Origin of the sequence: Halomonas sp. I5-271120, from assembly GCF_030553075.1 — a bacterium.
GTDB classification, from domain to species: Bacteria; Pseudomonadota; Gammaproteobacteria; order Pseudomonadales; family Halomonadaceae; genus Onishia; species Onishia taeanensis_A.
The window spans coordinates 510,732-531,663 of record NZ_CP130701.1; the positions used below are offsets into that span (position 1 = coordinate 510,732).

Genomic DNA, 20,932 nt, shown 5'->3' on the forward strand with positions numbered 1-20,932 from the left:
TGCCAGGCATCATAACTGAGGCATCATGGCTGCTGGAATGCGCGCACAGGGAGCCCCACTGCATGCCACCAACCGAGATTTCACAGACCCGCCTCTACGAGTGGCTGACCGGCGATGACGACAGCCGGATGTGTAAGGATATTCCCGACTCCGCCTGCGAGGTGCAACCCACGAACTTCCTGCGCCATCTGATCGCCTCGCTCGGCAACAAGCTGGCCGACGAGCTGTCCAGTGCCCGCCTGGTGCTGCCCTGGCTGATGGGGGCGATCGGTGCACCGCTATGGATGGTGGGTCTGCTGGTCCCGATCCGCGAGGCCGGCGCCCTGCTGCCTCAGGTGTTCGTGGCCGGTTTCATACGCCATCAGGCGCAGCGCAAATGGACCTGGGTAGCCGGCGGGCTGATTCAGGCCGTGGCCGCTCTGCTGCTAGTCGCCCTCGCCCTGCTGGGTCAGGGCGGCCTTGGCGGCAGCCTGGTGCTGTTAGTGCTGATCGTGCTGTCACTGGCCCGCGGCCTGTCGTCGATCGCCACCAAGGACGTGCTGGGCAAGACCATCGCCAAGCAGCGCCGCGGCACCCTGATGGGCTGGAGCGGCAGCATCGCCGGCGGCGTGACCCTGGCCGCCGGTATCGTGCTAATGCTCTTCGATGACCGCCCCAGTGAGCTGGCCCTGGCGGTACTGATGGGCGTGGCGGCGCTTGGCTGGGGCCTGAACGCATTTTGCGCGGCCCTCATCGAGGAGGCGCCTGGTGCCGTGGAAGGCGGTGAGAACGCCTGGGACAGCGTGCGTCAGGGCCTGCACCTGCTGCGCGAAGACCCGGCCTTCCTGCGCTTCAACCTGGCCCGCGCCCTACTGCTCTCCAGCGCCCTGGCCCTGCCCTACATCGCGCTACTGGCTCAGCAACGCAACGGCTCGGCCCTTGGCGACCTGGGCCTTCTGATCATCGTCTCGGGGCTTGCCAGCATGCTGGCAAGCCCGGTGTGGGGCAAGCGTGCCGATGCCTCGAGCCGGCGTGTGATGCGTGACGCCGGCCTCGCTGCCGCCATTTGCTGTGCCCTGGCGGCGCTGGCGGGCGGTCTTCCCGGCGCCTGGACGGCGACCCCCTGGCCCTACGCCCTGCTCTACGGGCTGTTGGTGATCGCCCATGCCGGGGTGCGCCTGGGCCGCAAGACCTACGTGGTAGATCTCGCCGGTAGCGATCGACGTGCCCTTTATGTGGCGTTGTCCAATACGCTGACCGGCTTTTTGATGCTGCTGGTCGGTGGTCTGGTCGGCGCGCTCGCCCAATGGTTCGGCAGCGCCGTGCTGCTTGGGTTGCTTGCTGCCTGCGCGCTTGCCGCCGCGCTAACCGCTCAGGGCCTGCCCGAGGTCGAGGAGTGAACGCAACACATTGAAATCTGGCAACCGCCTAGCCATGATAGAGCGATATACACCGTGGCTAGGCCATACCTACCCACACCCATAGGGTCGCGACAGGAACGCTTCGCATGAAAAGACCGCCCATGATCAGCCCCGAGCTTCTGGAACGCATCATCGACGCCTCGGAGGACGGTATTGTCGTTGCCGAACGCGAGGGTGAGGAACACATCCTGATTTACGTCAATCAGGGGTTCGAACGGCTGACCGGCTATAGCACCGATGAGATCCTCTACCGTGACTGCCGCTTCCTGCAGAACGACGACCGCGATCAGCCCGGCCTCGCCCGCATACGCGATGCCATGATCGAGGATCGGCCCTGCCGCGAGATCCTGCGCAACTACAAGAAGGACGGCACCCTCTTCTATAACGAGCTGTCGATCACGCCGATGTACGACGAGCAGGAAGACATTACCTACTACCTTGGCGTGCAGAAGGATGTCACCGAGCGAGTCGAGGCCATCGCCGAGCTCGAACGCGTCAAGGGCACGGCCAAAGACTGATTTTTTCCCTTCCCCCTCTTGTCCTCACCCGCAACTGGCGTTATATAGCCAGCTACGCACCCGCGTTGCCCGATGCTCGCCCAAGGCGAGCATCCGTTGCCATCTCTACATGGGGTCATGGGAGGACATCACATGAGCCGCAAACACCAAGTACACGACACGTCCGACGATGCCAATGATGATGTGATCTATGATGGGGATGTCGACGCGTTCATGGACGCCGTGAACGACAGTCAGTACACCCCCAGTCGTTCCTCACGCGCTGAAAACCTTCAGGCACGGCGCCGTCTCGAGAGCCTCTTGGAAGAACGTCGCCTCAAGCAGGTCATCGACGATGACTGGGGACTCGACGCCGAGGAAGAAGAAGAAGAGTAACCCCCGGCTAACTCCAATATCCATCTGCAGGACAGCCACCTGCATGACAGCCAACTTCGGAACGAGCATCAGGATGGTGCGGGCACTGCCGGCCGCGCCATCCTGAACTTCTCTGGTGGCCATTCACCTCCCGCCACCCTCCGCCATCGCTCATCTCCTCGGCTCAATCACCGCCCAGCGCTGGCCTTTCGCGGGTGCGGCCACTATCATCGTGCCGAAACCCTCAACCCAATGGATATCCATGGCGCAATACGTCTATACCATGAACCGGGTGGGCAAGGTCGTCCCTCCCAAGCGTCAGATCCTCAAGGATATTTCGCTTTCCTTCTTCCCGGGCGCCAAGATTGGCGTGCTCGGCCTGAACGGCGCCGGCAAGTCAACGCTGCTGCGCATCATGGCCGGGATCGACACCGAGTTCGAAGGCGAAGCGCGCCCCATGCCGGGCATCAACGTCGGCTACCTGCCCCAGGAACCGGAACTCGACGACGACAAGAGCGTGCGTGAGACCGTTGAGGAAGCGCTGTCCGGCATCAAGGAGGCCCAGGAGCAGCTCGAGGCCGTCTATACCGCCTATGCAGAGCCCGACGCTGACTTCGAAGCCCTGGCAAGCGAACAGGCGCGCCTGGAGAACATCATCGAGGCCGCCGACGCCCACAACCTCGAGCGCAAGCTGGAAGTGGCCGCCGAAGCGCTACGCCTGCCGGCCTGGGACGCGCGGGTCGGCCACCTGTCCGGTGGCGAGCGCCGCCGCGTGGCGCTGTGCCGTCTGCTGCTGTCGAGCCCGGACATGCTGCTGCTCGACGAGCCTACCAACCACCTGGACGCCGAGTCCGTGGCCTGGCTCGAACGCTTCCTGCACGACTACAGCGGCACCGTGGTGGCGATCACCCACGACCGCTACTTCCTCGACAACGTGGCCGGCTGGATCCTCGAGCTCGACCGCGGCCAGGGCATTCCCTTCGAAGGCAACTACTCCGGCTGGCTGGAAGCCAAGGAAAAGCGCCTCGAGCAGGAGTCCAAGCAGGAAGCCTCGAAGAACAAGGCCATCAAGCAGGAACTCGAGTGGGTGCGCAGCAATGCCAAGGGCCGCCAGGCCAAGAGCAAGGCACGCCTCAACCGCTTCGAAGAAATGCAGTCCGGCGACTTCCAGAAGCGCAACGAGACCAACGAAATCTACATTCCGCCCGGTCCGCGTCTGGGTGACAAGGTCATCGAGTTCCACGACGTGGCCAAGGCCTTCGACGGCCGGCTGCTCTACGAGGACCTGACCTTCAGCGTGCCCAAGGGCGCGATCGTCGGCATCGTTGGCGGCAACGGCGCCGGCAAGTCGACGCTGTTCAAGCTGATCACCGGCAAGGAACAGCCCGACGCCGGTGAGGTAGTGCTCGGCGATACCGTCGACATCGCCTACGTCGAACAGCTGCGCGATGCCCTAGACGACAAGCAGACGGTATGGGAAGCGGTATCCGACGGCCAGGACATGCTCAACATCAATGGCTACGAGGTGTCCTCGCGGGCCTACGTGGGTCGTTTCAACTTCAAGGGCAACGACCAGCAGAAGCGTCTGTCGGAGCTTTCCGGCGGCGAACGTGGTCGCCTGCAGCTGGCGCAGACCCTCAAGCAGGGCGCCAACGTGCTGCTGCTCGATGAGCCCTCGAACGATCTGGACATCGAGACGCTGCGTGCCCTGGAAGATGCCCTGCTGGCCTTCCCCGGCTGCGCCATGGTGATCTCTCACGACCGCTGGTTCCTCGACCGTATTGCCACCCACATTCTCGCCTACGAGGGCGATTCCAATGTGGTGTTCTTCGAAGGCAACTACACCGAGTACGAGGCCGACCACAAGAAACGGGTCGGCAACGACACCCCGCATCGCATGAAGTACAAGCGCATCGACGCCTGAAGCAAAAGGCATTTGCGCGATGATCCGACGGGCGGTGGCGACACCGCCCGTTTTCATGCTGAGGTGACGGCTCCGCCGTCATCCTTAACGCCCCCTCGACCTAACGCCCTTTCGATCTAGCCCCCTACCGACCACCTGACGCGTCGCTCCCATGCTTGATGCCACGGGTCGCGTTGCCTCTTGGCGCCTTCGAACGCCTCACCGACCTTGCATGGCAGGCCCACACGGGGGATAAAGCAGGCATGATCTTCACAAGGATGTGCTCATGACGAACCCCATACGCTGGCTGATAAATCGCGTTCTGAGCTTTCGACAGAGCATTGCCTTCCTGCCTAGCCTGCTGGCCATGCTCTACCTGGTGCTAGGGCTCTTGGCCGTTCTCCCGCTGGGCGAGCGCCTGCCGCTGCCGGGCTTTCTGGCAGGCATTCGGTTCACAGATATAGAAACGCCGCGAACCCTGCTGTCGACGCTGATCGCCGCCATGATCTCACTGGCCGTGTTCAGTTTTTCCATGGTGATGTCGGTGCTGACCCAGGCCGGCGGCAACTTTTCCCATAAACTGGTCTTCGGGCTGATCACAGAGCGTCATCATCAGCGAGTCCTGGGCCACTACCTGGGTACCATCCTGTTCATCCTGATGCTGCTGATGGTCCCGGTGAGCGGTGAGGTACCCAGCACCTGGCGTTCGCTGAGCACCTACCTGGGCGTGGCCATGGTCACCCACTGTCTGGCGCTGTTTGTCTACTTCATTCACAACGCCTCCCAATCAGTGCAGATCAATGCCGTGAATCGCGGCCTGCACCAGGCCACCCGCAAGTCGCTTGCCAAGCTAGAGACCCGACAGCAACGCCCGGGATGGTGTCACCGGCCGACGTCACAGCCAGTACAGGCTCACTGGCCGCAGATCAAGGCACGCCGCAGCGGCTATATCCAGAATGCCGACATCGAGGCGCTGGGCCGCCTGGCCATTGAGGCCGATGTCGTGGTGCATATGAATTTCAGCTTCGGCGACTTCACGGTGGAAGGCTTTCCCTTGTTCACGATCGAGGCCGCCGAAGCCCCCGGAGAGCGCTTCGAAACATCGGCGCTGGGGCTGCTGGTCTATGTGGAGGGGGAAGTCGCGGAGGATCTCTACGTCAACGGGATGACGCAGCTAATGGAGGTCGCCGTCAAAGCGCTGTCGCCGGGCATCAATGACCCGGGCACGGCTCGACTCTGCCTGCACCAGCTGACCGAACTGCTGTGCCGGCGCCTGGAGTTTCATCCCTGTAACACCTTCACCGATCGGCAGGGAAAGCGGCGGGTGATCTGGAAGACCGAACGCTTCGACAGCCTGCTGTACCGGCTGGTCAATCCGATCCTGCACTACGGCAAGGATGATGTAAGCATCGGCCTTGCCCTGCTCAAGTCGCTGAAGACGCTTTCGCTGTTCGCCGAAGAAGCCGAGCTCACCACCATCCAACGTCATGCCGAGCGGGTGATTGCCACCCTCGCCGAGCGCGACACCCACGCCCTGGATCGGCAGTTCATCGGCGAGCGGCTGGCCAGCGGCGAGCACCGCCTGACGCTTCCCGCCGAGCTGCCGACGCCGGGGGCGAGACCGGTAACGGCGCCTTGAGGCGCTTTCTGGGTGGGCATCCGTCGATCTGCATAAGTCAGGCTCTGAATCACTTCCGCCACTAGGCGAGCCGCAAAGCACTCAGTAGAAGCCCGGCTCGCCCTGAGGGCGGGTCTTGAAGCGGCGATGCAGCCACAGATACTGCTCGGGATGGCGACGGATCGCCGCCTCGATGACCGCATTGACCTGAGCCGCATCGGCCACCTCGTCGCCGCTCGGGAAGTGCTCCAATGCCGGCAGGTATTCGAGGGTGTAAGTGCGGTTGTCGGGGTTGCGGTGGAAAATCAGCGGCATGACCGGCGCGCCGGTCATGCGCGCGATCTTGGCGGTCAGCTTGATGGTCGCGGCATTGATACCGAAGAACGGCGCGAAGACACTGACGTCACGCCCAAAATCCTGATCCGGAGAATACCAGACGTTGTTCCCGGCCTTGATCCGGCGCACCACGCCACGCAGGTCGTGTCGATCGATGGCTCGGCCGAAGATCCGGTTGCGAGCCTTGGTCATGAAGCGCTCGAAGAGCGGATTATCATGAGGGCGATAGACCACGTCTGCGGGGAAGAACAGCGAGTGCAGGGCCCCTCCCAGGTCGAGGGTCGAGAAGTGAACGCCGATGATCAGCACCCCCTTGCCCTGTGCCTGTGCACGCACCATGTGCTCCTGACCCTTGAAGGTGACCCGGTGGCGCAGATGTTCCGGGTCCCTGCACCAGCCGGTGGCGGTCTCAACCAACCCCATGCCATTGGCGATGAAGGCCTCGCGCACCAGCCGGGCCCGGGCCTTTTCATCCCGCTCGGGAAAGCACAGCCGGATGTTGGTCTCGGTGATGTGCCGGCGGCGCTTGGCAAAACGCCAGGCCAAGAGACCTATCAGGCGACCGATGCCGAGCTTGAGGCGCCAGGGCAGCCATGCAATAAGGCGCATCAGCCCAATCGATAGCCAGGTCGGCCAGTACCGAGGATGGGCGAAGGAAGTCTGGGTGTCAGTCTTGGTGTCGTCCTGTGACATGCATTTCTCTAGTTCAGGGTCGGATCAGCCACCATGATACCGCCTTGGCACCCGCGGCAGCACCCCGGTAAGCAGGGTATAGCTGATGGTGTCGCAGTAGCGGGCGACCTCATCGACCGACAGCACCTCGCCGTTGGCCGCTTGCCCCCATAGCACCACTTCGCTGCCGATATCGGCAGCCGGCAGCTCGGTAATATCCACGATCAGCATGTCCATCGACACCTTGCCGGCCAGCCCCGCACGCTGGCCGTCCACCAGTAGCGGCGTGCCATCCACCGCATGGCGGTCATAGCCATCCCCATAGCCACAGGCCACCACGCCGACGCGACTAGGGCGCGGCGCCTTGAAACGACCGCCATAGCCCACCGGCTCGCCGGCGGCGATCTCGCGCACGGCGATGATCTCGGAGCGCAGCGTCATCACCGGCACCAATGACCGGCTGGCGTCATTGGCGCCCTCCAGGGGGTCGCTTCCATAGAGCATCACCCCGGGGCGGTTCCAGGCACCATGGGCCTCGGGCCAGGCCAGGGTGGCCGGCGAATTGGCCAGACACGTTGGGGCGTCAAGGGATTGGGCAAGCTCATTGAGCAGCCCGAGCTGGCGGCGGAAGTAGCCCGGCTCGAGGGCGTCGGCGGTCGCGAAATGGCTCATCAGGTGGAGATCGGCGACGTGATCGGGCGCTGCCTGTAGACGCGCCCAGATATCGGCGGCCTGAGCCGGGGGAAAGCCCAGGCGGTGCATGCCGGAATCGACCTTTAACCAGGCGGGAATGGGGCGACGAGGCGTGAAAGACAGCAGCGCCTCGACCTGCCACTCGCTATGCACCGCCACCCACAGGCCGAGGGCCTCCACTCGCTCAAGCTCCGCGGCCTCGAAGATGCCCTCGAGCAGCACGACCGGCGCCTCGATGCCCGCCGCGCGCAGCGTTTCCGCCTCTTCGAGGCAGGCCACCGCAAAGGCTGGCGCCAGATCCTCGAGCGCCCGCGCACAGGCCACGGCGCCGTGCCCGTAGGCATCGGCCTTGAGCACCGCCACCGACTGGCTATGCGGCGCCAGGTCCCTTGCCAGGCAATAGTTGTGGCGCAAGGCATTGAGGTCGATGTCGGCGATCAGGGGACGAGCCATGGAGGTCTCCGGCCAGATTGGAGAGGACAAAAAAGAGCCTAAGATTATTTGTCATCTGGCGCGCTTTTTCACGAAACTTTTAACCGATTTTAGTTAAAAATACATTCTAAAAGACTATCAAGAATATTTATTTAAGATTATTCGACTACCAATCGCACGCTCGGGTCTTCCACCCTCCATAGCACCCTCGACCCGCACGCGATGATCGGCAGGGAGAGAGGTTTGAGAACGCACAGAGGGGCAATGCCAGCAGCAACGGCGATTATGCCGGCGCACAGCAGTCGCAAAAACGCCGCGATGCAGTCATCGCGGCGTATATGGGGTAGATCACTCGAAAATGGCGTCCAGCGATAGGCCCTGCTTCTCGAGGACGCGCCGCAGCTTCTTTAGTGCCTCTACTTGAATCTGGCGAACTCGCTCACGGGTCAGGCCAATTTCTTCACCGACCTCCTCGAGCGTGGCCGCCTCATGGCCGCGCAGGCCAAAACGCCTGACCACCACTTCCATCTGTTTCTCGGTGAGTTCGGCCAGCCAATCGTCAACGTGCTGTTTTACATCGCCGTCGACCAGCGAGGACTCGGGGCCATGGTCATTGTCATCGGCCAACGTCTCGATCAGCGGCTTGTCGCTCTCGCCACCCATCGGGTAATCCACCGATGATACCCGTTCATTGAGCCCCATCATCTTCTTGACCGTCGCCACCGGCTTATCGAGGAAGTCAGCAATTTCCTCGGCGGTGGCCTCGTGGTCGAGTTTCTGGGTCAGCTCACGGGCCGCACGCAGATAGATGTTGAGTTCCTTGACCACGTGAATGGGCAGTCGAATGGTACGCGTCTGATTCATCAGCGCACGCTCGATGGTCTGACGAATCCACCAGGTTGCATAGGTAGAGAAGCGAAATCCACGCTCGGGGTCGAATTTCTCCACGGCGCGAATGAGACCAAGGTTGCCCTCCTCGATCAGGTCAAGCAGCGACAGCCCCCTGTTCAGGTAGCGCCTGGCGATCTTGACCACCAGGCGGAGATTGGACTCGATCATCCGCGAGCGCCCGGCAGGGGCGCCGGCCTGGGCGAGGCGACCAAAGTGCACTTCTTCCTCGGGACTCAGCAGCGGCGAGAAACCGATTTCGTTGAGATAGATCTGGGTGGCATCGAGACTGTGATGATAGGTGTTCTCTTCCCGGTTCAGGGCCTTCTCGAACGCCCTTTCATCTTTCTCTTGTGCCTCTTCGACCTCATCGCCACCTGTCGTTTCGACATCCTCTATCTCGACATCCTGAATATCCCGTTCAAGCATGCTCATCTCGCTACCCCACTATCTGCTTAGCCATGGCCAGGTCGCCCCCAGCGCTTATACTGCGATAGCGAAGGCCTGGCCATTAGGCTTCTGTCGTAGGCTCCCGCCTACGTCAAGCGCTGCGGGTCAACGCCCAGGGAGAAAATCCAGGGGATCCTTGGGCTGCCCATCCTTGCGCACCTCGAAGTGCAGTTTGACGGCATCGGCGTCGGTGTCTCCCATGGTGGCGATCACTTCACCGGCTTCGACCACGTCGTTTTCCTTCACCTGTAGACTGTCATTGTGGGCATAGGCACTCAGGAACTGATTATTGTGCTTGAGCAGGATCAGGTTGCCGTATCCCCGTACGCCATCCCCTGCATAGACCACGATTCCTGGGCCGGCCGCCTTGACAGACTGCCCCTTTTGACCTCCGATATCAATGCCTGCGGTAATGCTCGATCCTTCACCGAAGCCGTTAATCACCTCGCCGTCAGCAGGCCACTGCCAAGGCACCTCATCGACAGGCTGATAAGTGCGTCGCTCGGAAGCCGGTTCACTTTCCCCGGCTACTGCAGCGCCAGCGTCAGCCTGCTGAGATGGCGTCTTGCTTTGCTCGGACGACGGGGCTGAAGCCGTTTCAGATTTGGCCTCCGTCGTGCCCGCTTCCTGTTGTTGCTGCTCGGCGGCGTGAGCCTTCTCACGGGCTTCCCGCTCAGCGCGGTCGGCCGCACTCAGTTCGCCATCGGCGCCTGGGCTTTCGTAGTTGTAGACCGGGCCCGGCGCTTGCTCGCCACCAGCAACCGCTGTGCCGCCTTGGTCAGCTCCCTGATTGGCTGCTTGGCCAGTGTCGGCCGCTGACGCCTGGGTCTGTTGACCGGCCTGCTCACCGGAAGAGTCGGGTAACGGCGCGGAGGTAAGCCGGCGATTACGCTCGATGGCCGAGGTATCCGGCTCCAGCCAGTCCGGGCTTTCACCGCCACCGCTGCGGGCCGCGCTGGCCTGGGCCCCACCAGCCGTTTCGGCCTGAGCAATGGCGGTTCCCTGCAAACTCCCGCCCTGGCCGCCTGACAGGCTCAACTGCTGGCCTGGCTTAATGCGATAGGGCGGAGTAATGCCGTTGAGCTGGGCCAGATCGCGGAAATCCATCTCATAACGCCAGGCGATGCCGTAGAGCGTATCGCCGGGTTCGACGGTATAGGTGCCGGTAGTCGCCTGCTTACGGGTCAACGAGAGATCCTGTACCTGTATGCCATTCGCCCCTTCCGGGGGCTGGGCCGCACAGGCGGCCAGGGACAACGTCACGGCAGAGGCCAACAGAGCCTTGCGCATCACAAACTTCCTCCTTGTCAGTGGCTGTCGGTCGGCGAAGCAAAACGCCCCACCGCCAGCACCAGAATCAGGCCGGCCAGCATCAGAGCCACGGCCGGGAACAGAGCCGACGGATCACCCGTCAGCTGGGCATAGTCATTAGGTAGCAGATACCGGTATTCCATCGGGATGATCTGCTCATCGGGCCCCAGACGGTAGCTGACCAATTCCCGCCAGGGCCACAACAACGGCAAGGACCCGAGAATGAAGCCGATCAGCAGCTGCAGGGTCGCGGTATGAAAACGCGAAAGCAACCAGGATAGCAGCCGCGAAAAGGTCACCAGCCCCACCAGGCACCCCAACCCAAACTGCGCCATCAGCACCACGTCGAAGGCCTTGAGGCCCTCCATCACGCTGCTATAGAGCCCCATGGTCAGCAGCAGGAAGCTGCCCGAAATGCCCGGCAGGAGCATGGCACTGATGGCGATCGCACCCGCCACGCCAAGCATCAGACCCTCGCTGCCCAACCCGCTGACCAGCGGCATCAGCGCTGGCAGACCGTCCGCCAGCAAGAGGCCGGCAGCCAACGGCAGCACATGCCAGATTCGCCAGTCGGTCAGCCGACGGCTCACGACCCAGGCCGAGGCAGCGACCAGGCCGAAGAAGAAGGCGTCGAGCAGCAACCGCTGGTTTTCGAGCAGGTAGGTAACCAGGTGAGCAACGCTTACCAGGCTGACGCCGATCCCCAGTACCAGAGGAATCACGAAACCGAGATTGAGATGAACCGCCACTCCCTTGAGGCCACCACGCCGCCAGGCACCCCAGGCACTGGGCCCGAAGTTCTTGATGGAATAGATCAATTCCTCGTAGATGCCGGTGATAAAGGCAATGGTACCGCCGGAGACGCCGGGCACCGCATCGGCGGCCCCCATGCCGGCACCCTTGAGGAAAACTGAATAGGACCGCTTCAACGTATGACTCCCTGTAATAGCGGCACGAAGCGCACGGGCTCCAGCCGCTGGTATTCAAAATGCTGACCCTGTCGGCGCACCCGCGTCAGCCATTGATGGCCGGCATCATCCTCAAGCGGCGTGATCAGGACACCGCCCTGTGCCAGCTGATCGAGCAGCGCCGGCGGCAGTTCGCTGGCGCAGGCTGTTAGCAGAATCACGTCGAAGGGCGCGGCCTCGCGCCAGCCGTGCCCGCCGTCGGCCAGGCGCAGCGTGACGTTATGCACCAACAGGCGACGAAGCCGCTCGGCGGCCCGTTCCTTGAGCGCGGCGATACGCTCGACAGAAAACACCCGCGGCACCAGCCGCGAGAGTATCAGGGTCTGATAGCCAGAGCCGGTTCCGACCTCAAGCACCCGCTGCGGCGCCTCGGCCACCACCAGCTCGCTCATCCGCGCCACTATCCACGGCTGAGACAGGGTCTGGCCATGCCCGATCGGCAGAGAGCTGTCCTCGTAGGCCCGATGCGACAGAGCCTCGTCGAGAAACAGGTGACGAGGCTCCCGGCGCAGGGTATCCAGCACCCGCTCATCGGCGATGCCGGCCTCTTCCAGGCGCCCTACCAGACGATCCCGGGTGCGCTGAGAGGTCATGCCGACACCGATCAACGCCGGATCTTTCAACTCACGCAAAGGCATCCAGCCACCCCTGTACGTCTCCCAACGCGGCATGGCGCGTCAGGTCGGTTTGCAATGGCGTGATCGACACGAACCCCGCCTCCACGGCGGCGAAGTCGGTATCCGGGCCATCATCGGCGTTCTCACCAACGGCGGCGATCCAATAACGCTCGCGGCCACGCGGGTCGAGCACTTTCATCGGCTTGGCGGCGGGGCCACGATAACCCATCCTTGTGACCTTGAAGCCACGGATCTGGTCCCAGGGCAGGTCCGGCACATTGACGTTGAGCAGGCTGCGGGGCGGCAGTGACAGGGAGGACGCAGCACCGACCAGGCTTGCCGCCACGCGCCCGGCGGTTTCGAAATAGCGCTGACCGACCAGCGACATGGCGATCGCCGACATGCCCAGGTTGCGCCCCTCCATGGCTGCGGCTACGGTGCCGGAGTAGAGAACGTCATCACCCAGGTTGGCGCCATGGTTGATGCCCGATATGACCAGGTCCGGACGCTCTTCCCAGACCCCATTGACGCCGAGGTAGACGCAGTCGGCTGGCGTGCCATCAACGCTGTAGAAACCGTTATCCAGCCCCGACAGCATCAGCGGCCGATTCAGGGTCAGCGAATTGCTGGCCCCGCTCTTGTCACGGTCAGGCGCCACCACCCGCAGGTGGGCATGATCACTCAGGGCGTCATACAGCGCCCGAAGCCCCGGGGCATGGACGCCATCATCATTGGACAGCAACAAACGGTGCATCCGATCTCCTTGCCTTCCCAACATCCGGCCGGCAATCGCCGGCGGAAGGACAGCCGCCCAACGGCTGCCCCTGTTCTATGGCCCGCCCTATAGGGTCGGGTGTGTCATCAACTCACGCAGCACCGCGGTGGCGAAGGCGCCCCGCGGCAGGCCGAAGGCCAGCCGAAGCTCATGACCATCCCGGGCCAGGCGCGGTGCGTCGAGACGCAGACGCAGCGGGCGGCGCCCCATGCGCACCTCGGCCGCCTCGAGCCCGGCAGCAAGCTCGGGCTCGGAGGCGATCATCGCACGCTCCCGTTCTGCCGCCTGGTCCTGACTGGCCAGGCGGCCACTACCCCACAGCACGCCGCTGGGATGGACATCCAGACGCGCCGCACGTTCCCGCAGCTCGTCGTCGACGTCATCGACCAGAAACTGGCTGGCGGTGCCCTCGAGCATGACAAGCTCGCCCGGCAGCGGAGTGGCCCAGCTATTATCCACGATGCGCGCGGCCAGGAGTTGGTTGAACAGGTAACTGCGCGCCGCCGACAGCAACATGCCCTGGCGATCATCCCGCTTGCGCCAGCCCCGCGCCAGCAGCGCTCGCGCCCTGGCCAGATTGCGTCCGTCGGGACCGAAACGCTGCGGGCCGAAATAGTTGGGCACTCCGCCTTCGATCAGCCTCTGCCAGCGTGACTCGAGCATGGGGTCGTCGACGACATCGCCGCTCAGGCGCAGCAGGAAGTGGTTGCCCCGATGCACGCCCCGCTTGAGCTTGCGCGGGTGGCGGGCCTGATCGAGCAGGCGCACCGAGCGGGCATCATCGCTTGCAAGCCGTGCATCCAGCGCCGCCTGGATATCCTCGGGGGCTTCACGGCCAGGAAGATGCACCGAGAGCCACTGGCGTGTCACCGCCTGGCGATCCTTCATGCCCGCATAGCCGATATCGCGCTCCCGCACGCCGCACACCTGGGCCAGCATCCGGGCCAGCTCGTGAGTCGTCAGCGCACGCTTTTCGACCCACAGCCAGAGATGTTCACCGCTGCCTTCCGGGCTGAACCCCAGACACTCCTCGACCACGAAATCCTCGGGCACGGCCCGGTAATCCCCGGCCGGCAGCGCCTCGTGTGATCCCATGCCCGACACCCTGTCCGGTGCCATGTCCGATGTTAAGCCCAGTGCCCTCGGCCAGGCCGGGGGCCAGGGTGTCGCTTCAGCCGTCATGGCGGGCTCCCAACGGTGGACGCGCCTCGAGCAGCACCACCGCCTCGGCGGCGATGCCCTCGCCGCGACCGGTAAAGCCAAGCTTTTCCGTGGTGGTGGCCTTGACGTTGACGGCGCCTGACGCGACCTCGAGATCAGCGGCCAGGTGCTCGATCATGGCCATCAGGTGAGGCGCCATCTTCGGCGCCTGGGCGATAAGCGTGACGTCCAGATTACCGACCCGCAGGCCCTTGCCCTGCACCAGACGCATCACGTGGCGCAGCAGCGCACGACTGTCGGCCCCCGCCCAGGCCTGGTCGGTGTCGGGGAAGTGGCGGCCGATATCGCCAAGGGCACAGGCGCCGAGCAGGGCATCACAAACGGCATGCAGCAGCACGTCGCCGTCGGAGTGGGCGACGAAGCCGCGTTCGAAGGGAACCCGCACCCCGCCTAGCATCAGGTGGTCGCCCTCGCCGAAGCGATGAACGTCGAAACCGTGGCCGATCCGCAGCGTCATGTGGTGCTATTCCCGAAAGCTTGCGAAGACGCGGCCTGGGCGGCCAGCACATGAGCCGCCAGCGCCAGGTCTTCGGGATGAGTGATCTTGAGATTATCGCGACGCCCCACCACCAGGCACGGCGCGAAGCCCAGTGCCTCGACGGCGGAAGCCTCGTCGGTGACGGCCACGCCCTGCAAGCGTGCTGCCTCAAGGGCCTCGCGCAGGAGACCGACGCGAAAGCCCTGGGGCGTCTGGGCATGCCACAGGCCGCTGCGTGGCTCGGTGGTGGCGACCCGCCCGGCGGCATCGGCGCGCTTCATGGTGTCGGCCACCGGCGTCGCCAGCAGCGCTCCTGCCGGTTCTTCCTCGATAGCAGCCCGCAACCGCGCTAGATCCCCGAGGGACACACAGGGCCTGGCCACGTCATGCACCAGCACCAGGTCATCGTCGCCGGCCTGCTCACCGAGCATAGCAAGCGCCCGGCTCACGGTATCGGCCCGCTCCGCGCCGCCCGAGCTGCGTCGCCAGTCGGCAAAGGGCACCCAGGCCGGATCGAACCAGCGGTCATCGTCATCCAGGCACAGGCAGAGGCCGGCCTCGGGAAAGGCCTGATACAGGCGTGACAGGGTGTGTGCCAATACCGGACGACCGCCGAGCTCCAGGTACTGCTTGGGGCGGTCGGCCCCCATGCGCCGTCCCTGGCCGGCGGCCGGCACGATCAGCCACAGACGGCTCATGGGCTCTCCTTGTCGGCGTTGACATCCGGCACCCAGTAGAACTGCTCGTCGCGACGCACCATACCGATGTCGCTCCGCGCTCGCTCTTCGATGGCATCGAGACCGTTCTTGAGGTCGACCACCTCGGCGGCAAGCCGCTCGTTACGCGCCCGCATCGGCTGGTTCTCGTTTTCCATGGCATCGGCTCGAGCGCGGATCTGAGAGTACTCCTTGAGCCCGCCCTCGCCGAACCACAGCCGGTACTGCAGCAGCATAATCAGGGCAACCAGCACGATGGCCAACCACTTGAGCATGAAGGGTCCTGTCAGGGGATTTCGATGGCACGCATTATGCCATCATCTCTCGACCAGCGGCGAGCGGTGCCATCCGTCTACGGTGATCAATGCTTGAACGGCAGCGACGCCTCGGCCTGCTGACAGTAGGCCTCGACCTGGGCGCCTTCCTCGTGGCAGAAGCGGGCCACGGCATCATGCAGGCGAGGATCAGCGATGTGATGCAGCGAGCGCAGTCGGCGCGGCGAGAACCCCCGGGTAAGTTTGTGCTCACCCTGGGTGCCGGGATCGAAGCGACTGAGCCCTCGCTCCAGGCAGTGCTCGATGCCCTGGTAGTAGCAGGCTTCGAAGTGCAGGCAGTCAGCCATGACCTCACTCCCCCAGTAGCGCCCGTAGAGGGTATGACGCCCCTGCAGACAGAGTGCTGCCGCTACCGGCTTGCCTTGTAACCGGGCCTGAATCAGCACCAGAGCCTCGGGCAGGCTTTCCCGCAGGCGCTGGAAGAACTCGACATTCAGATAGCCCTGTCGGCCACGCTCCAGGTAGGTGATCTGGTAGCAGCGATAGAAGTGCTCGAGGGCATCCGCGTCGATAGCCTCGCCTTCCAGGCGGTGCAGGCTGAGCCCCTGATCGGCAACGATGCGACGCTCGCGGCGAATCTCCTTGCGCCGGCGCGACGTCATGGCCATCAGGAAACCGTCGAAGTCCCCGTAGCCCGCGTCCTGCCACTGGAATTGCACGCCCCGTCTCTCGATGAGCCCGGGACGAGCGGTGCACCAGTCATCGACTTCGGCGTCTTCGGCAAACAGCAGGTGCCAGGTGAGAATGTCGCGACCTTCCCAACTGCCCGCCAGCAGCTGCATGGCCGCCAACCGATCCTCGCCGGGCGCCAGGGCCAGCCGAGGGCCCGGAGCCGGCGTAAAGGGAATGGCCGACAGCGCCTTGGGGTAATACTCCCCGCCGGCACGCTCCCAGGCATCCGCCCACCCCCAATCGAAGACGTACTCCCCGTAGGAGTGTGTCTTGTCATAGCTGGGTAGCACGCCGACCAGCACGCCGCCCCGCCATAGCGTCAGGTGCCTGGGCGCCCAGCCGGTGTCAGGCGCCACCGCGCCGCTGGCTTCCAGGGCATGCAGAAACTCGTGACGCAGGAAGGGATGATCATCCCCTACCAGGGCATTCCACTCATCACGCGGGATAGCGGCAACGGCATCGACACAGGAAATCGACAGACCCGTCTGATCGGGCCGGGAAGGAGCGGTCATCGCGACCTCAGAGATCAAAAGAGTGACGAGTGGACGACTGGAAGGCCATTGAGCGGATGACTCAGGCGTGGACGAGCTTGCGTCGCTGATACCTGAACCTGATGGCCAACGCCAACACTTGGATCTGACGTCCAGATCTAATAGCTAGAACTAAAATTAAACCTAGAATCAAGCGCGCTCAACGTGCCCGACTCAAATATTTCTGACTCAAAATACGATAAATAACTACGATTAAACCCGGCGGCAGTCAACGCCCACTCTCACCCAGGTGACGGCTAAGCAGCCCTGTCCTCAGCGGCGACCATCGCTGCCGGTCGCCAGGGGGCGATAGTCGACCGCCCCGGTCGCTGCCGATGAGGAGACATTGGGTGCAGCTTCGTCATCTCGAGCGCGACCCGCTGGCTGGTCTCTGCGCGTGCGCTCGTGGGCCTGCTCAGCGGCGCGGGAAGGCTGGCGTTCCGAGACGGTCCTGTCTTCGCGAACGTTTTCACGCACATTGCGCTCATGGGCAAGGCTTGCCGTTACCAGATCAGACAGCTCGGTGACGCTGAGCGCCACTCGTTCTACGCCCGACTGGCCCCAGTTGACCAGCAGTGCCGGGGCCTCGCGGGACTGATCGATGCCCACGATACGCCCCAGGCGCCCGCTGTCCGGATCACGCAGCTGTGACCCCAAGAGGCAATGTGTGTCTGCTACTGCCTTGTCCATGATGGCTGGCTTCCTGAAGCTGAGGAAGATGATTGACCTTGATAAGTGAGAGCTTAGCAGCTAAGCCGCCAGTGCGAGACCCCATTAGCGCCAAGTCATGAAGAAAGGCAACAAAAAAGGGTGCCTATCGGCACCCTCTGCTGCAAGTAGGACATCCCGCCGGCCTGCGAACACGAGCGGAGCCGTGAGATCGCCGGAACCGCAGGATGACGCGATGTCCGTACCCTTTACCGCCTCAGGAGGCGGCGTGCATGGCCAGCGCTGTGTCCAGCATGCGATTGGAGAAGCCCCACTCGTTGTCATACCAGGCCATCACCTTGACCAGGCGACCGTTGACCCGCGTGTGGTTGGCATCGAAGGTGGAGGAATTGGGATCATGATTGAAGTCAATCGACACCAGCGGCTGGGCGTTGACGGCCAGCACCTTGGAGCCTTCCGCCGCCTTGGCGACGATCTCGTTGATCTCTTCCTTGGTGGTGTCGCGACTGGCGTTGAACACCAGATCGACCAGCGACACGTTGATCACCGGCACGCGCACCGCCAGGCCGTCGAACTTGCCTTCGAGCTCCGGCAGCACCAGTCCCACCGCCGCAGCGGCACCGGTCTTGGTCGGGATCATCGACTGGGTCGCGCTGCGCGCCCGGTACGGGTCCTTGTGGTAGACGTCAGACAGATTCTGGTCGTTGGTATAGGCATGAACGGTGGTCATCAGGCCGTTCTCGATGCCTACAGCATCGTTCAGGGCCTTGGCCACCGGCGCCAGACAGTTGGTAGTGCAGGAGGCATTGGACACGACCTTGTGTTCGGCAGTCAGCACGTCGTCGTTGACGCCAAACACCACGGTGGCGTCGGCATCCGGGCTCGGCGCGGAAATCAGCACGCGACCGGCACCGGCCTCAAGGTGTTTGCCGGCATCGGCCTTCTTGACGAAAAGACCGGTGCACTCCATGACCAGATCGACGTTCAGGGATTTCCACGGCAGCTGTGCCGGATCTCGCTGAGCGTAGATGCTGATGCGCTGACCATCGATGCTGATGCTCTCGTCATCGTGCTCGACCCGATGCGGGAAATGCCCATGCACGCTATCGTGCTTGAGCAGGTGAGCATTGAGCGACGGATCGCCCAGGTCATTGATGGCAACGACCTCGATCCGGTCGCTGTAACCGTTTTCGTAGAGTGCTCGCAGCACATTGCGGCCGATGCGGCCGAAACCATTGATAGCTACTCGTAACGTCATGACGGCATCCTCACGCTGATTCTGCTGGCGTCTGCTTGAATCGAGGGTCATATGCAGGAACATTGCCCGAAGCATACGAGAGACGGTCGAAATACCGCCGCGACCCCCAGTGAAATAATCTTACATTTGCGCCCCAATTTGGCCCAAAGCATGACGACATTCAAGGCAATTTTTTGCTAAATTTACAAACATTGCCACCCACCACCCCTCAGCGAGGCTGCCCATGGCTACACAAGATACCCCTCTGAACGACGTCGTCCGCCAGGTCACCGAACGCATTCGCGAACGCTCCCAGGAGCGGCGGGCTCTCTATGAACGCCGCATGGCCGACCAGCATGGCCGCGGTGTGCATCGCGGCGAGCTGTCCTGCGGCAACCTGGCTCACGGCTTCGCCGCGTGCGGCGATACCGACAAGGGTCGGCTCAAGATGATGAACAGTGCCAACCTCGGCATCATTTCGTCATATAACGACATGCTGTCGGCGCACCAGCCGCTGGAATCCTTCCCGGAAACCATCAAGGATGCCGCCCGCGCCATGGGCTCGACCGCCCAGTTCGCCGGCGGCGTACCGGCCATGTGCGACGGCGTCACACAGGGCCAGCCTGGCATGGAGCTGTCGCTTTACTCCCGCGAGGTGATCGCAATGGCCGCCGCCGTGGGGCTATCGCACAACATGTTCGACGGTGCGATCTTCCTCGGTGTATGTGACAAGATCGTGCCAGGACTGTTCATCAGCGCCGCGCGCTTCGGCCACCTGCCGTCGACCTTCGTGCCGGCCGGCCCTATGACCAGTGGCCTCCCCAACAAGGAAAAGGCCCGTATCCGCCAGCTGTTCGCCGAAGGCAAAGTCGGCCGCGAAGATCTCCTGCAGGCCGAGTCCGATTCTTACCATGGCCCGGGCACCTGCACCTTCTATGGCACTGCCAACTCCAACCAGTTGATGATGGAGATCATGGGTCTGCACCTGCCCGGCGCTTCATTCATCAACCCGGGCACCCCGCTGCGCGAGGCACTGACCCGCTACGCGGCCGAACAGACGATCCGCAACACAGAGGCCGGCGGCGACTATCGTCCCTTCTACAAGCAAGTCGATGAGAAGGCGATTGTCAACGCCATGGTCGGCCTGCTGGCCTCCGGCGGCTCGACCAACCACACCCTGCATCTGGTGGCCATGGCCGCCGCGGCGGGGCTGACCATCACCTGGGACGACTTCACTGCCCTTTCCGCCGTGGTGCCGAGCATGACGCGCATCTACCCCAACGGTCAGGCCGACATCAACCATTTCCAGGCCGCCGGCGGCATGAGCCTGCTGATTCGCGAACTGCTCGGCGCCGGGCTGATCCACCAGGATATCGCTACCGTCTTCGGCACCGACATGAGCGCCTACACCCAGGAGCCCTTCCTCGAGGACGGCAAGCTGGTCTGGCACGAGGGCCCCACCGAGAGCCTCGACCGCGATGTGCTGCGTCCGGTATCTGAGGCCTTCGCCCCGACCGGCGGCCTGACCGTACTTGACGGCAATCTGGGCCGCGGGGTGATCAAGGTCTCTGCCGTGGAAGCCGAGCACCGGCTGGTGGAAGCGCCGGTGCGGATCTTCGATGATCAGAATCAGCTCAAGGCCGCCTTCGAAGCCGGCGAGCTCGACCGAGACGTGGTGGTCGTGGTGCGCTTCCAGGGGCCAAAGGCCAACGGCATGCCGGAACTGCACAAGCTCACGCCTTTCCTCGGCGTGCTGCAGGATCGTGGTTTCAAGGTCGCCCTGGTCACCGACGGGCGCATGTCAGGCGCCTCGGGCAAGGTGCCGGCGGCCATCCACATGACTCCGGAAGCCATCGACGGCGGCCCACTGGCCAAGCTCAAGGAAGGCGACGTGGTGCGCCTTGACGCCAACCGCGGCGAGCTCAGCGTACTCGTCAAGGCCGATGAGTGGGCCAAGCGCTCCCTGGCTGACGCCAACCTGGAGCACTACCACTCTGGGCTTGGCCGCGAGCTCTTTGCCGGCTTCCGCCATCTGGCCATGGGCGCCGAAGAAGGTGCCGGCGTGTTCGGCGGCTTCGAAGCCGACGACCTGGCGCGCCAGCAACAGCAGATTCAGGAAGAGGACGCCTAGTGACCCGC

General features: G+C 63.5%; 20 protein-coding genes. 6 read left to right on the forward strand and 14 right to left on the reverse strand.

Annotated elements, in window-relative coordinates; all coding sequences use genetic code 11:
* Positions 1–62 precede the first annotated feature (62 nt).
* The 5 genes from Q2K57_RS02250 (at position 63) to Q2K57_RS02270 (ending at position 5,814) form a co-directional block, all read left to right on the forward strand.
* On the forward strand, positions 63–1,379 hold the full coding sequence (locus Q2K57_RS02250; RefSeq protein WP_304526018.1) for an MFS transporter: 1,317 nt from the start codon (positions 63–65) through the stop codon (positions 1,377–1,379).
* Between the two features lie 107 nt (positions 1,380–1,486).
* Entirely contained in the window at positions 1,487–1,918 is a 432-nt protein-coding gene (locus tag Q2K57_RS02255) for a PAS domain-containing protein (protein ID WP_304526019.1), read from the forward strand.
* A 132-nt stretch (positions 1,919–2,050) separates the two neighbouring features.
* Positions 2,051–2,293: a PA3496 family putative envelope integrity protein gene (locus Q2K57_RS02260; protein ID WP_304526020.1), complete on the forward strand. Its 243-nt coding sequence runs from the start codon at positions 2,051–2,053 to the stop codon at positions 2,291–2,293.
* Positions 2,294–2,534: 241 nt separating this feature from the next.
* Positions 2,535–4,196 (forward strand): energy-dependent translational throttle protein EttA, encoded by a 1,662-nt coding sequence (gene ettA, locus Q2K57_RS02265; RefSeq protein WP_304526021.1) that lies wholly within the window; start codon positions 2,535–2,537, stop codon positions 4,194–4,196.
* A gap of 265 nt (positions 4,197–4,461) precedes the next feature.
* Positions 4,462–5,814 (forward strand): DUF2254 domain-containing protein, encoded by a 1,353-nt coding sequence (locus tag Q2K57_RS02270; protein WP_112054322.1) that lies wholly within the window; start codon positions 4,462–4,464, stop codon positions 5,812–5,814.
* 81 nt (positions 5,815–5,895) lie between these two features.
* On the opposite strand, the gene lpxL is transcribed toward Q2K57_RS02270, so the two are convergent.
* From lpxL to gap, 14 genes are all read right to left on the reverse strand, one after another.
* Positions 5,896–6,822: an LpxL/LpxP family Kdo(2)-lipid IV(A) lauroyl/palmitoleoyl acyltransferase gene (gene lpxL / locus Q2K57_RS02275; RefSeq protein WP_112054321.1), complete on the reverse strand. Its 927-nt coding sequence runs from the start codon at positions 6,820–6,822 to the stop codon at positions 5,896–5,898.
* A gap of 24 nt (positions 6,823–6,846) precedes the next feature.
* Complete coding sequence (alr, locus tag Q2K57_RS02280) at positions 6,847–7,947, reverse strand: alanine racemase (RefSeq protein ID WP_112054319.1); 1,101 nt, start codon at positions 7,945–7,947, stop codon at positions 6,847–6,849.
* A 327-nt stretch (positions 7,948–8,274) separates the two neighbouring features.
* Complete coding sequence (rpoS, locus tag Q2K57_RS02285) at positions 8,275–9,249, reverse strand: RNA polymerase sigma factor RpoS (protein ID WP_112054316.1); 975 nt, start codon at positions 9,247–9,249, stop codon at positions 8,275–8,277.
* 120 nt (positions 9,250–9,369) lie between these two features.
* Positions 9,370–10,554, reverse strand: a complete 1,185-nt coding sequence (locus tag Q2K57_RS02290; protein WP_112054315.1) for a peptidoglycan DD-metalloendopeptidase family protein — start codon at positions 10,552–10,554, stop codon at positions 9,370–9,372.
* Positions 10,555–10,571: 17 nt separating this feature from the next.
* Entirely contained in the window at positions 10,572–11,504 is a 933-nt protein-coding gene (locus Q2K57_RS02295) for a DUF368 domain-containing protein (protein ID WP_258396032.1), read from the reverse strand.
* Positions 11,501–12,181, reverse strand: a complete 681-nt coding sequence (locus Q2K57_RS02300; RefSeq protein WP_112054313.1) for a protein-L-isoaspartate(D-aspartate) O-methyltransferase — start codon at positions 12,179–12,181, stop codon at positions 11,501–11,503. The genes Q2K57_RS02295 and Q2K57_RS02300 overlap by 4 nt, the downstream gene beginning before the upstream one ends.
* Complete coding sequence (surE, locus tag Q2K57_RS02305; RefSeq protein WP_112054311.1) at positions 12,168–12,914, reverse strand: 5'/3'-nucleotidase SurE; 747 nt, start codon at positions 12,912–12,914, stop codon at positions 12,168–12,170. Before surE ends, Q2K57_RS02300 begins: the two co-directional genes overlap by 14 nt.
* A gap of 87 nt (positions 12,915–13,001) precedes the next feature.
* Positions 13,002–14,030 (reverse strand): tRNA pseudouridine(13) synthase TruD, encoded by a 1,029-nt coding sequence (gene truD, locus Q2K57_RS02310; protein WP_304526022.1) that lies wholly within the window; start codon positions 14,028–14,030, stop codon positions 13,002–13,004.
* Between the two features lie 76 nt (positions 14,031–14,106).
* Positions 14,107–14,607, reverse strand: coding sequence for a 2-C-methyl-D-erythritol 2,4-cyclodiphosphate synthase (gene ispF / locus Q2K57_RS02315; protein WP_112054402.1), 501 nt, complete (start codon positions 14,605–14,607; stop codon positions 14,107–14,109).
* Between the two features lie 2 nt (positions 14,608–14,609).
* The gene (ispD, locus tag Q2K57_RS02320; RefSeq protein WP_112054307.1) at positions 14,610–15,332 is read right to left on the reverse strand and encodes a 2-C-methyl-D-erythritol 4-phosphate cytidylyltransferase; all 723 of its coding nucleotides are present in this window, start codon (positions 15,330–15,332) and stop codon (positions 14,610–14,612) included.
* Positions 15,329–15,625, reverse strand: coding sequence for a cell division protein FtsB (ftsB, locus tag Q2K57_RS02325; protein WP_112054305.1), 297 nt, complete (start codon positions 15,623–15,625; stop codon positions 15,329–15,331). The genes ispD and ftsB overlap by 4 nt, the downstream gene beginning before the upstream one ends.
* An 86-nt stretch (positions 15,626–15,711) precedes the next feature.
* Positions 15,712–16,869, reverse strand: coding sequence for a GNAT family N-acetyltransferase (locus tag Q2K57_RS02330; protein ID WP_112054304.1), 1,158 nt, complete (start codon positions 16,867–16,869; stop codon positions 15,712–15,714).
* A 291-nt stretch (positions 16,870–17,160) separates the two neighbouring features.
* Positions 17,161–17,577, reverse strand: a complete 417-nt coding sequence (locus tag Q2K57_RS02335; protein WP_112054303.1) for a hypothetical protein — start codon at positions 17,575–17,577, stop codon at positions 17,161–17,163.
* Positions 17,578–17,812: 235 nt separating this feature from the next.
* Positions 17,813–18,814, reverse strand: coding sequence for a type I glyceraldehyde-3-phosphate dehydrogenase (gene gap, locus Q2K57_RS02340; protein WP_112054400.1), 1,002 nt, complete (start codon positions 18,812–18,814; stop codon positions 17,813–17,815).
* A gap of 223 nt (positions 18,815–19,037) precedes the next feature.
* On the opposite strand from gap, the gene edd reads away from it, so the two are divergent.
* Positions 19,038–20,924 carry a phosphogluconate dehydratase gene (gene edd, locus Q2K57_RS02345; RefSeq protein WP_181463047.1) on the forward strand — a complete coding sequence of 629 codons (1,887 nt, stop codon included), beginning with the start codon at positions 19,038–19,040 and terminating at the stop codon, positions 20,922–20,924.
* Positions 20,925–20,932: the final 8 nt, after the last annotated feature.

What these genes read in the sequence shown, in the direction of transcription:
- Q2K57_RS02250 (WP_304526018.1), top strand. Translation starts at nt 63, where the DNA reads ATGCCACCAACCGAGATTTCACAGACCCGCCTCTACGAGTGGCTGACC.
- Q2K57_RS02255 (WP_304526019.1), top strand. Translation starts at nt 1,487, where the DNA reads ATGAAAAGACCGCCCATGATCAGCCCCGAGCTTCTGGAACGCATCATC.
- Q2K57_RS02260 (WP_304526020.1), top strand. Translation starts at nt 2,051, where the DNA reads ATGAGCCGCAAACACCAAGTACACGACACGTCCGACGATGCCAATGAT.
- ettA (WP_304526021.1), top strand. Translation starts at nt 2,535, where the DNA reads ATGGCGCAATACGTCTATACCATGAACCGGGTGGGCAAGGTCGTCCCT.
- Q2K57_RS02270 (WP_112054322.1), top strand. Translation starts at nt 4,462, where the DNA reads ATGACGAACCCCATACGCTGGCTGATAAATCGCGTTCTGAGCTTTCGA.
- lpxL (WP_112054321.1), bottom strand. Translation starts at nt 6,822, where the DNA reads ATGTCACAGGACGACACCAAGACTGACACCCAGACTTCCTTCGCCCAT.
- alr (WP_112054319.1), bottom strand. Translation starts at nt 7,947, where the DNA reads ATGGCTCGTCCCCTGATCGCCGACATCGACCTCAATGCCTTGCGCCAC.
- rpoS (WP_112054316.1), bottom strand. Translation starts at nt 9,249, where the DNA reads ATGAGCATGCTTGAACGGGATATTCAGGATGTCGAGATAGAGGATGTC.
- Q2K57_RS02290 (WP_112054315.1), bottom strand. Translation starts at nt 10,554, where the DNA reads ATGCGCAAGGCTCTGTTGGCCTCTGCCGTGACGTTGTCCCTGGCCGCC.
- Q2K57_RS02300 (WP_112054313.1), bottom strand. Translation starts at nt 12,181, where the DNA reads ATGCCTTTGCGTGAGTTGAAAGATCCGGCGTTGATCGGTGTCGGCATG.
- surE (WP_112054311.1), bottom strand. Translation starts at nt 12,914, where the DNA reads ATGCACCGTTTGTTGCTGTCCAATGATGATGGCGTCCATGCCCCGGGG.
- truD (WP_304526022.1), bottom strand. Translation starts at nt 14,030, where the DNA reads ATGGGATCACACGAGGCGCTGCCGGCCGGGGATTACCGGGCCGTGCCC.
- ispD (WP_112054307.1), bottom strand. Translation starts at nt 15,332, where the DNA reads ATGAGCCGTCTGTGGCTGATCGTGCCGGCCGCCGGCCAGGGACGGCGC.
- ftsB (WP_112054305.1), bottom strand. Translation starts at nt 15,625, where the DNA reads ATGCTCAAGTGGTTGGCCATCGTGCTGGTTGCCCTGATTATGCTGCTG.
- Q2K57_RS02330 (WP_112054304.1), bottom strand. Translation starts at nt 16,869, where the DNA reads ATGACCGCTCCTTCCCGGCCCGATCAGACGGGTCTGTCGATTTCCTGT.
- Q2K57_RS02335 (WP_112054303.1), bottom strand. Translation starts at nt 17,577, where the DNA reads ATGGACAAGGCAGTAGCAGACACACATTGCCTCTTGGGGTCACAGCTG.
- gap (WP_112054400.1), bottom strand. Translation starts at nt 18,814, where the DNA reads ATGACGTTACGAGTAGCTATCAATGGTTTCGGCCGCATCGGCCGCAAT.
- edd (WP_181463047.1), top strand. Translation starts at nt 19,038, where the DNA reads ATGGCTACACAAGATACCCCTCTGAACGACGTCGTCCGCCAGGTCACC.